The organism is Prosthecobacter sp. (genome assembly GCF_029946185.1).
Taxonomy (GTDB): Bacteria; Verrucomicrobiota; Verrucomicrobiia; order Verrucomicrobiales; family Verrucomicrobiaceae; genus Prosthecobacter.
Map to the genome: position 1 here is coordinate 1 of NZ_JAQSEA010000002.1, position 9,327 is coordinate 9,327.

At 59.9% G+C, this 9,327-nt stretch carries 9 protein-coding genes and 2 pseudogenes; 2 read left to right on the top strand and 9 right to left on the bottom strand.

The window, feature by feature from the left end:
- Together PSV43_RS00045 and PSV43_RS00050 are read left to right on the top strand one after the other, a co-directional pair.
- Nucleotides 1-184 (top strand): annotated as a pseudogene (locus PSV43_RS00045) (glycosyltransferase family 2 protein); the annotation flags it as partial.
- A 4-nt stretch (nt 185-188) separates the two neighbouring features.
- Nucleotides 189-1,292 (top strand): glycosyltransferase family 4 protein, encoded by a 1,104-nt coding sequence (locus tag PSV43_RS00050; RefSeq protein WP_300192426.1) that lies wholly within the window; start codon nt 189-191, stop codon nt 1,290-1,292.
- A gap of 376 nt (nt 1,293-1,668) precedes the next feature.
- Here the strand turns inward: PSV43_RS00050 and PSV43_RS00055 are convergent, their stop codons facing one another.
- The 9 genes and pseudogenes from PSV43_RS00055 to PSV43_RS00095 form a co-directional block, all read right to left on the bottom strand.
- Nucleotides 1,669-2,895, bottom strand: coding sequence for a type II secretion system F family protein (locus PSV43_RS00055; protein ID WP_300192428.1), 1,227 nt, complete (start codon nt 2,893-2,895; stop codon nt 1,669-1,671).
- A 138-nt stretch (nt 2,896-3,033) separates the two neighbouring features.
- Nucleotides 3,034-3,552: a hypothetical protein gene (locus PSV43_RS00060; protein WP_300192430.1), complete on the bottom strand. Its 519-nt coding sequence runs from the start codon at nt 3,550-3,552 to the stop codon at nt 3,034-3,036.
- Nucleotides 3,549-5,183: a hypothetical protein gene (locus PSV43_RS00065; RefSeq protein ID WP_300192432.1), complete on the bottom strand. Its 1,635-nt coding sequence runs from the start codon at nt 5,181-5,183 to the stop codon at nt 3,549-3,551. The genes PSV43_RS00060 and PSV43_RS00065 overlap by 4 nt, the downstream gene beginning before the upstream one ends.
- Before the next feature lie 11 nt (nt 5,184-5,194).
- Nucleotides 5,195-6,178 (bottom strand): hypothetical protein, encoded by a 984-nt coding sequence (locus PSV43_RS00070; RefSeq protein ID WP_300192434.1) that lies wholly within the window; start codon nt 6,176-6,178, stop codon nt 5,195-5,197.
- Nucleotides 6,175-7,029 carry a hypothetical protein gene (locus PSV43_RS00075; RefSeq protein WP_300192436.1) on the bottom strand — a complete coding sequence of 285 codons (855 nt, stop codon included), beginning with the start codon at nt 7,027-7,029 and terminating at the stop codon, nt 6,175-6,177. Before PSV43_RS00075 ends, PSV43_RS00070 begins: the two co-directional genes overlap by 4 nt.
- A 3-nt stretch (nt 7,030-7,032) precedes the next feature.
- A complete protein-coding gene (locus PSV43_RS00080; protein WP_300192438.1) occupies nt 7,033-7,623 on the bottom strand; it encodes a hypothetical protein in 591 nt (196 codons plus the stop codon).
- Nucleotides 7,624-7,642: 19 nt separating this feature from the next.
- On the bottom strand, nt 7,643-8,197 hold the full coding sequence (locus tag PSV43_RS00085) for a hypothetical protein (RefSeq protein ID WP_300192440.1): 555 nt from the start codon (nt 8,195-8,197) through the stop codon (nt 7,643-7,645).
- Nucleotides 8,198-8,209: 12 nt separating this feature from the next.
- A complete protein-coding gene (locus PSV43_RS00090; RefSeq protein WP_300192442.1) occupies nt 8,210-9,079 on the bottom strand; it encodes a hypothetical protein in 870 nt (289 codons plus the stop codon).
- Nucleotides 9,066-9,327: pseudogene (locus PSV43_RS00095) on the bottom strand (hypothetical protein); the annotation flags it as partial. The gene PSV43_RS00090 and the pseudogene PSV43_RS00095, both read right to left, overlap by 14 nt.

Genomic DNA, 9,327 nt, shown 5'->3' on the forward strand with positions numbered 1-9,327 from the left:
CAAGCGCTGGTCCCTCCTGCACACGTTGTTCCGGCCCTGGTGGCGTTTCACACGGGCCGACATTCTGAAGCGCGGATTTTTGGACGGCTTTCCCGGTTTTTGGATCGCGCTGGCCACCGCGTTCTTCACCTTTGACCGCTACAGCCGGATGTATGAGAACGAGGCGGAGGAGGGAGCGAAGTAAAGGGATGAAGCTTGCTCTGATCCATCCGCAAATCATTCGTGGCTCCGGCGTGGAGAACTTCCTGATCGAGTTCGCCAAGCGTCTGACGACCGCCGGGCATGAGATCACTTACATCACCTCCCTGACCACGCCGGAGATCGGTGCTGCGCTGCCCGGAAAATGGGAGGTGCTGCCGCGCCTGCGTGGCTCGGCCACGACGCGCATGTGGCATTTCAACCGCCTGGCTCCGCGCGCGGCAATGATGGCGGGCGTGGATTTGAGCATCGGCTTTGGCCGCACCTGTGTGCAGGACATTCACCGCAATGGCACGGGCTGCCACCGGCTCTATGGCAATCTGCTGCCGCTGTGGCAGCGCTACAGTGTGAAGCATCTCTATGAACTGTATCTGGAACGCCGGCTCTGCGCGGGGCGGGAGACGCCTAAGTTCGTCACCAGTTCCGCACGCGTGGCGGCGCAGTTGCAGGGCGTCTATGGCACCGATGGTGAGCGCTTCCGCATCCTGACGCCACCCGTGGAAACGCAACTCTTCCGCCCGGCGGAGAACCGCGCCAACACGCGTGAAATTTTTTGCCGCAAACTGCAAACGGATGCTGCGAAGCCTGTGCTGATGTTTGTCTCGGTCAGCCATCGGCGCCGTGGCTTGGAGCCGTTGCTGGAAGCGATGGCGCAGATTGACGCGACGCTTTGGATTGTAGGCAAGAATTTGAGTCCGGCGCTGAATGACAGGATCAAGCGTCTCGGCATCGGCGCACGCATCCGCGTGGTGCCGGTGACGAGCCATCTGGTGGAGCTGTACCAGTCGGCGGATTGGTTTGTGCATCCCACGCAGTATGACGCCTTTTCCGATACGGTCCTGCAAAGCATGGCCTGTGGACTGCCGGGCCTCGTGTCTGTCATGGACGGTGCGGTGGATCACGTCCGCAATGGTGAGAACGGCCTCATGCTTTACCACCCGCAGCAGCCGCGGGAACTCGCCGCGCGCATTCAGGAGGCGCTGGCTTTTGATGCCCCGACATGGCAGAGGCTTTCTGATGCAGCGCGTGAGACGGTGCTGTCCCTGACGTGGGACCGGCATCTGGAAGAGTGGGCGGGGGTGATGGGAGAGTGACGTGTTCTTGAGCTTTAGCTCGTTGTGGATGTTCGCGGAGTTTTCCAGAGTGAGCTAAAGCTCACGAGTACTTTTCCAGAGCGAGCTGAAGCTCACGAGTGCTTTTGTGGGAACGGCGCATGGAGGAATGAAGTGCTGTGGTGCTTCAGCTCGTTGTGGATGTTCGCGGAGGTTTTCCAGAGCGAGATGAAGCTCACGAGTGCTTTTCCAGTGCGGGATGAAGCTCACGAGTGCTTTTGTGGGAACGGCGCATGGAGGAGTGAAGTGCGGTGGTGCTTCAGTTCGTTCTGGATGTTCGCGGAGGTTTTCCAGAGCGAGCTAAAGCTCACGAGTACTTTTCCAGAGCGAGCTAAAGCTCGCGAGGACTCTCTTTGTGCTACTTCTTCTTCAAGATGACGTCGCCGAGGCTGAACATGGGGCCGTAGATGGCGTAGATGAGGAAGCCGACCATGATGCCGAGAATCAACATCGTGAGCGGCTCGATCAGCTTGTCGAGCGTGGCGGCGAGGTTGTCGAGATCCTCTTCGTAGTCGTCGGCGATTTCGGAAAGCATTTCGGTGCCGGAGCCGGTTTCGGACGCGAGTTCGATGAGGCCGCAGAGGTTGCGGGCGTCGGGCCCCAGCCAGTGAGATTCCATGAGGAAGGCTTCGTGCAGGGTGCGGCCGACGGCGATGTGCTCACGCAGGCGGATGAACAGTTCTTTGTAATGATAGTGCCAGCTGGCCTGGGCGGTGATGTCGAGCGCGCTGCTGAGGCGGACGTTGGATTCAGTGAGCATGGCCAGGGTGCGGAAGCCGGTGGCGGCGGCGGATTTGCGCACGAGGACGCCGACGACGGGGATCTTGAGAAAGAGATCCTGCATGGGACGCAAGGCACTGATCTTGCCCCAGTTGGAGAAGAAGATGTACAGGCCGATGAAGGGCAGGATGGCCATGTAGGGCCGGTGAATAAACAGATCGGAGAGGGCGATGAGCACCTTGGTGCCCATGGGAAGCTCGGTCTTGAACGAGCTGAAGAGCTTGGCCATGGCGGGCACGAGCGTGAAACTCATGACGATGACGACAGCGACGCCGAGGACGATCACCACGGCGGGATAGATGAGCCCGCCCTTGAGCTTCTTGATGACCTTGGAGGATTTCTTCTGCGAGACGGCGATGCGTTTGCAAACTTTGGAGAGCTGGCCGGCTTCTTCACCCGCGAGGATGAGGGAGAGCATGTCATCGGGGAAGAGCTTGGGAAACTTGGAGATGGCATCGCTGAATTTGTCACCCACGGAGATGGCGTGGACGACCTCGGCAATCATGCCTTTGTAGGTGGCGGATTTGACGCGGTTGGTCTGGAGGAGGAGCGATTTGGTGAGGGAGATGTTGCGCTCAAGACAGCGGCCAAGGCCGGAGAAAAACGCGGCGCTGTCATCGGTGTCGCCCTTCGGACTGGTCAGACGGTGCAGCTTTTCATCAATGCCGGTGATGGTCTGAATGGTGGTGGTTTCATTCTGCGCGACTCCTGCGCCGATGAGAGCTTTGTCATCGGTGTCCGTGTCCACGAGTGCTTCGCTGGATTTGCCGGAGTGAATGTTGGTGATCTTGACTTTTTTAAGCATGGCGCAAGGGGAGGGGAAGTTGAGGGCACTGCGCGCTGTTGACCGTGGCGGACGGTTGTGGACAGGGGTTGGCCGAGCCAGTGTTGAGCGCGCTCCGCAGAGTTAACGATGGTTTTCCAAACCACTGTGAACTCTGTTTCATGGCGAAGCGGTGCGGAGATCTGTGATGAGATGCGGGCGGTAGGCGGTGAGGGTGAAGGATGCGCCGGAGACTTTGGTGGTGGGATTTTGCGAGATGTTGACGATGGCGGTGCAGAGGGCGCTCTCCATGACTACGCCGTTGACGGTGGTTAGGCCGTTGTCAACGAGGGCCGGATTGCTGAAAATGGCCTGCTGCAGGATGGTGTTTTGCGCGAGGGACGGCATGAGCGCGGTGATCTGCACGGTGGAGAGTCCGAGCTGCCAGAGCCTTACGGTGTTCTCCTGATAGTTGCGGGTGATGGCGACGCGGTTGGCGAGCTCCTCCTGCAGCATGAGCGTTGAGGAGAGGCTGACCATGGCGGTGGTGCCGATGGAAATGATGCACGCGGCGGCGAGGACTTCGATGAGCGTGTAGGCGGACGCTCTGCGGGCGGTTGATGGTGGTTTGCCGAACCACTGCAAGCAGCGGTCAACCACGGTCAACAAGGGTAAACTCTGCCTCCGGGTGTGCTTCATGGCGGTGGGACGGGAAGGAAGTAGGATTCGAGCCAGGCGTCACGCGGCAGAAAGGTGGCGAAGGCGGGGCCGTTGTTGGTGGCGGCGGGGACGTCGGGGTCGCTGTCGCTGGTGAAGAGGAGGCGGCTGGGGTTGGTGCCACCGGTGGCACGGCGTTTGACGGTCCAGTTGGTCATGACGCCTCCGATCCAGCGCACGCTCTGGGTCATGTTGGCGGGCATGTTGTACATGATGCTCTGGTTTTCGTTCACCAGCACGCAGCGCCAGCGAAACTCGGTGCCGCTGATGGGTTTGTTGACCCAGGAGAATTCGACGGGGCGGCCATTGTCATCCTTAAAGGCGAGGACATGCCGCCGGTTGTTTTCGCGCTCAAAGCGGATGTCACGCACCCAGCGACCTTTGGCCCCATTGGGCATGATGGTGATGATGACGGGTTTCAGATAGGCGGCATTGGCAAAGGCGGTGGCATTGCTCTGACCCACGAAGACGATTTGATCCACGACGCCATAAATGCGCATGTTTTTTAGATACTGGCTGTCGAGTTTGATGAAGAGGACCTTGAGCTTGGAGTCATAGCCCGAGGGCCAGCCGGGAGGGATGTAGCTGGGGTTGGCCTGTTCTGAGATCCAGTAGGCTTCGGTGCCGGAATTGAAGACGCCTCCCACATCGATGGTGACGGTGGCGGTGCGGTTGGCGGCGGCTTCGCGATCCTGAAAGTGCCAGAGGGAGTTGTCAGGATTGTTGTCATTCCGCACGACGTTGAGGTAGCCCTGAAAGTTGCTGGCACCGCTGCTGTCGATGGGGCCGGTGGTGCTGGGAACCACCGGCATATTGGAGGGTAGCAGCGCTTTGCCGTTTAGATCGGTGCCATAAACGGGGTAGCGGATGTTAGGCGGCTCCACGATTGACTGGAACTGGATGTAGAGAGATTTGGTGAGAAACGGTAGTTGCAGCGGACTGGGTGTGGTTTCGACGTACAACGAATCCGGAGCATGAAGCACGGTGCGTCCCAGGACGGTCCAGTTTGCATTGTGACCGCCTTCAGCAGAAGCAGCGTTGTAATAAACGTCCAGGAATGGCATCTTGACGCCAGGGGGCGGATCGGGCTTGCGATAGATGCAGAAGACATCGCCATTAAGAACTGGCGGCATGGATTTGAGAAACTCCCAGGCATTGTAGTCATCAATGTTGCCGGCGATGCTGGAGGAGGGGCGGGCGAACTGTTCGACGTTGATGTAGGTGGCTCCAGGGCGCAGTCCGGTATGATTGAAGGGGAAGACGGTTTTCATGTCTCCCACGGTGTCGCTGGCGGTGTAAACGTTGAGATTGTCCCAGCCGTTGTGGGTGTTGAATCCGCCGATGTCGCTGCCGAGCAGGGTGTTTTGACTGGCGGCCATCTTGCTGTTGCGATCAAACGCTTTGCTGGTGATGCACTGCCAGGCGAGGAGGCGCGAGCTTTCGAGGCCGATGTGGCGTTTGCAGACCTCTTCCAGATAACTGACCTGCGCGGCGCGGGTGCTCATGAGCGTGACCCAGGAGGTCACAAAAATGCCGCTGACAATCATGAGCATGAGCGCTGCGGCCATAAGGGCGCCGCGCGTGCTGCGATGAGGATGTCGGGTGATGCGCATGACTCGGAAATTTAGAGCGCCGGAAACATGGGGACGGTAAACATGAAGGATGAGCGACCCGCCATTTGATTGTAGGCCTGGCGTGGGTCGGTGGTGGAGAGGGTGTTGGCGATCTGGCCGCGATGACGGGCGGCGGGGTCCGGCCACCAGATGAAGTAAAACGGACGTTCGGAGGCGCGCTTGAAACGATCAATGGTGGTGGGCGTCTCGCGCAAGGCGAGACGCGACGCGCGCTCAAAGGTGATGAACAGGGGAGCGAAGCCATCCTTGGACCACTGGCTGGCGCTGGTGGGGCTGGGGAGGGAAGGTGGGAAAAACACATCGTAACCACCCATGTAGGTCAGATTGTCCGGGGTGGTGCTGGAGGTGGCTTCGGCGTAGCGTTTGACGGAGGCATGGATGCCATTGGGTTCTTTGGCACCGGTGAAGCGGATGAGGTCAATGTCGTAAATGGCGTTGACCTTGAGATAGCCGGAGTACTTGCTGTAACCGAGTATGAAGATGGTGGTGTTCTGCGGGACGGATGTCCCGTCGTTCAAGGGATTGCGATAGTCACGATAGAGGGAAGCCGGCACGCTGGCGCGGGCGATGATGTGGGCGCGAAATTTTTGCGGGGTGTCGAGTTCTTCGTCCTTGGTGGAATCATAAGCGATCAGGGCGGGCTTCCAGGTGTTGAAGCTGTCACGCGGCAGGCAGTAAACAGCGGTGGCGCTGAGGGTGTCTGTCAGAAACTGTTCACGCAGTTCTTCGGCCAGGGAGAGGGCTCCGTACTGCGGAGCCATGCCGACATCGACGGTGTTGTTGACGGTGCCGTAAAAATTCAGCGTGCGGATGCCGCCTAGCGGTACGGCCACCATGGAGGAGACGCTGGGCTGGCTGCGAACAAGGGTGCCGTAGGAGATGACAGCCGCGCCAAGGATCACGGCAGAAAGCGCGAGCACCAGCAGGAGTTCCACGGAGGTGTAGCCTCCTGGCTGATGGGCACGGCGGTTCATTGGGGGGCGGGCGTGGGATTGCCAAACAGCATGCGCACCACGGACTCCACGGCGGGCGAAGCCGGGGGCGACTGCGCAGGCGGTGGTGCGGGATTTAGCGGTCTTTCGACCAGGTCGGACGCGGGCTGTGGCACCGCTGGAGGCGTGACGGTAGGAGTCACCAGACGGGGGGGCGAAAAGGGCAGGGGATCATCCGCGATGACCAGTGCGCGGGGTGGGGCTGATTCGGTGGAAAGCAGGGCTGGCGGAGGGGGCTGCGGGGCTGCCGTTGGGCTGGCAATAAGGTCGCGCACGGGGAACTCCATGGTGGCGTTGGTGCCCTTGGTTTCCTTGGCTTCTTTTTCGGTCTGGCCGAACATCTGATAGCGGACCTGCGGCGAGATGTTGATCGGGATGGTCATGATCTTCGGCGGCAAACCGGTGAGGCGCTTTTCCTGCCAGGCGAGCTCAATGGAATCAGCGGTGATGTTTTTCACTCTCAGCTCGACCATCTGCTCCGGCAGCACGGGGGGGACGACACAGCCTGTCTCCAAGATGAGGTCTCCCAGCAGCACGCGCATGCGTCCGTCCGCCATGCGTTTCGTACCGACCACGGGCAGCCGGAGAAGTTTGTCGCGGACGCGGTTCTCTTCGGTGTCGCCGGGGGACTGCCGGTTGAGCACTTCGTTTTCGGACTCAAAGGGGTTGTGCTCCTCTGGCTTCACGTTCTCCGGTGTCTTCTCCTCCGGGAGCACGAGCTGATACTGCACGCGCTTTTCCCCATCTTCACCGGCGGGTTCCTGGGCAGGGCTGGAGGCAGCCATGCATGTAAACACCAGGGCCGGCAGCAGCAGTCTGTATGCGAAATTCATGGGTTAGGATTTGGTGACTTTGGGCGTGGCCTTTTTCTTGTCGGCATCCGCAGCAGCAAGATCAAAAATGGGCGTTTCGAACGAGACTTCCATTTTCAACTGAGTGCCGGAGCTGCCGCCGGTGATCTGCACGACTTTCATGCGTGCGGTGGGCAGGCGGCGTTCGATGTCGCCGAGCCAGTTGAGCACCTTGGCGAATTCTTCCTCAATGGTGAGGGTGGTGATGACGGACCTTGGAATGAGCTTGTTGCCGGCGGATGTTTTTGACTCGGTTTTGCGGGAGCGCACGAGGTTGATGCCGCGCTCGCGCAGGCTGAGTTCGATGATCTGCTCCGCTTCCTGCTGGGTCTGCACATGCTCGATGGCAGGCATCCAGGAGCGGAGAAAGCGCCGCAAGTCTTCGGTTTTTGCCTTGAACACCCCGGTTTGAATTTCGGCGGTGGAGCGTTCGTTTTCCGCAGTGATCGCGGCGGTTTCGGCCTCCTCGGCCGCGGCGCGGGTGGAGGCGACCTTGTTGTGGATGATCTGTGCCGTGTAGGTCATCGCTCCGATGAGGATGAGCAGGACGACGCAGGCGAGTTGCTTGGGGTTCATTGCTGAGAAGGGGGCAGGATTAGTCCGCCTGGCGGACGAGGGTGGAATGGTATTCGACGACGTCGCCGTTCTTGGTCTGCTGCGGTGAGTAGGAGCGGTAGAGCAACTGACCGAGTGCGGCCTCGATGGAGGCAAGTTCGGTGGAGACCTTGGCACCGTTCAGATGGATGGTGAGGGCGATGTTGGCGGGCACCTGCTCACTGCGCTCCAGCGCGACCTGGGTGATGCGGGTGTCGGTCTGCACCGCCCGGGCGATCTTGACGGCGATGGGCTGGATGTTGCGCGCACCTTCCATCCATTGGGCGACTTTCTCCGCCTTGGTGGCCTCGGATTCGAGATCTGCCAGTTCACTCCTGTACGCGTCACGCTGGGATTCGCTGAGCACCTGGTTTTCTTCGGCATCGGTCTGCTGCTTGAGCGCCCTTTTATAATTGAAGTAATCCATCGTCATCACGTAAGCGCTGCCGATCAACGCCACATAGAAGAGGACGGGGATGGCGCGGAAGGACGCAGGCAGACGCCGCGAGGTGTCGATGCGCGGCGTTTTGAAATCATGGCAGAGATAATCGTTCATGGGAGGGGTGGCTTAATGTTCGCCGATGATGGTCCAGAGCAGGTCATCCTGCGTGAGATCGGCGGCACCGACTTTCTCAAGATGCAGCATCAGTTCGGTGCGGAATTTGTTGTCATGGCCGTCGCCGATAAAATAGACGGGGCTGCCCTGCGGTACTTTGGCCAGCAGGGGGCTGATGATTTGCAGCCCGGTTTCCACGGCCTCGGGGCCCAGGCCGCTGCGGCAGCGAATGTCGCGCCACTGGCCTTCCTGCTGCACGAGCACTGCGATCGAGCCTTCGCAGGCGGCGATGAGGACGAAGTCCGACGGCGTGCCGCCGGAGCTTGCGCGAAAGATGCTGAGGATGGCATGCTCCAGCATGGCAAAGAGTCCGCAGGAGACGCGACCGGGCTTGAGATGGACGGACTTGAGAACGTCTTCGGTGACTTTGACCAGGGACTCCTCCACGGCGAGGAGCAGGCTGGCGGTGGTCTCGGGATGATGGCAGATGGCGTAGCGCTTGCCACGGTCATACTTGGGGCCCAGCACGGCACGCGGATTGGTGCGCAGGAGGTTCACGGAGTTGTCCCCACGCATGAGGTTGTTTTCGAGGCTGATGATGAAGCGGTGGTTGACGGAAACGGAGCACCAGCCGGCCTCCGTCATGCTCCTCCACTCTTCGCCTTTGGAGGGGGCGGTGTCGGCGAGTTCGCCTTCCTGCATACCACTCTCCTCAAAGCGTCCGCGTTTGTTGACGGAACGCCAGCTAACCGCGCTGCGGCTGACATTGATGAGGAGAGACTTGCGTGCTTCAAAGCGCTTTCCCCACGGGACTGCGGAGTCGTCGGGGTCGGCTTTGAAAGCGGCGAAGCTCAGGACAGATTTGATTTCATCCAACAGCATAAATAGAGGTCAGTTGTTCTTTGGAAAGGAAGTCGTACACCTCATGTTCGGTGTAGCCGGTCTTGCGTGCGGTGGAAGGCTTCCAGCCGTCGGCCATGCGCATGTTGAGGCAGCGTTCAAAACTCACCATGCCACGGGTGAAACCGGCCTCCAGCTCCTGGTCGAGGTTCTTGAACTCACCACGGCGGATCATGCCGCACACGGAGTCATAGGGCAGCAGCAGTTCGTGAATGGGAAAGCGTTTGCCG

Coding starts and splice junctions, on each gene's coding strand:
- PSV43_RS00050 (WP_300192426.1), top strand. CDS start 189: ATGAAGCTTGCTCTGATCCATCCGCAAATCATTCGTGGCTCCGGCGTG.
- PSV43_RS00055 (WP_300192428.1), bottom strand. CDS start 2,895: ATGCTTAAAAAAGTCAAGATCACCAACATTCACTCCGGCAAATCCAGC.
- PSV43_RS00060 (WP_300192430.1), bottom strand. CDS start 3,552: ATGAAGCACACCCGGAGGCAGAGTTTACCCTTGTTGACCGTGGTTGAC.
- PSV43_RS00065 (WP_300192432.1), bottom strand. CDS start 5,183: ATGCGCATCACCCGACATCCTCATCGCAGCACGCGCGGCGCCCTTATG.
- PSV43_RS00070 (WP_300192434.1), bottom strand. CDS start 6,178: ATGAACCGCCGTGCCCATCAGCCAGGAGGCTACACCTCCGTGGAACTC.
- PSV43_RS00075 (WP_300192436.1), bottom strand. CDS start 7,029: ATGAATTTCGCATACAGACTGCTGCTGCCGGCCCTGGTGTTTACATGC.
- PSV43_RS00080 (WP_300192438.1), bottom strand. CDS start 7,623: ATGAACCCCAAGCAACTCGCCTGCGTCGTCCTGCTCATCCTCATCGGA.
- PSV43_RS00085 (WP_300192440.1), bottom strand. CDS start 8,197: ATGAACGATTATCTCTGCCATGATTTCAAAACGCCGCGCATCGACACC.
- PSV43_RS00090 (WP_300192442.1), bottom strand. CDS start 9,079: ATGCTGTTGGATGAAATCAAATCTGTCCTGAGCTTCGCCGCTTTCAAA.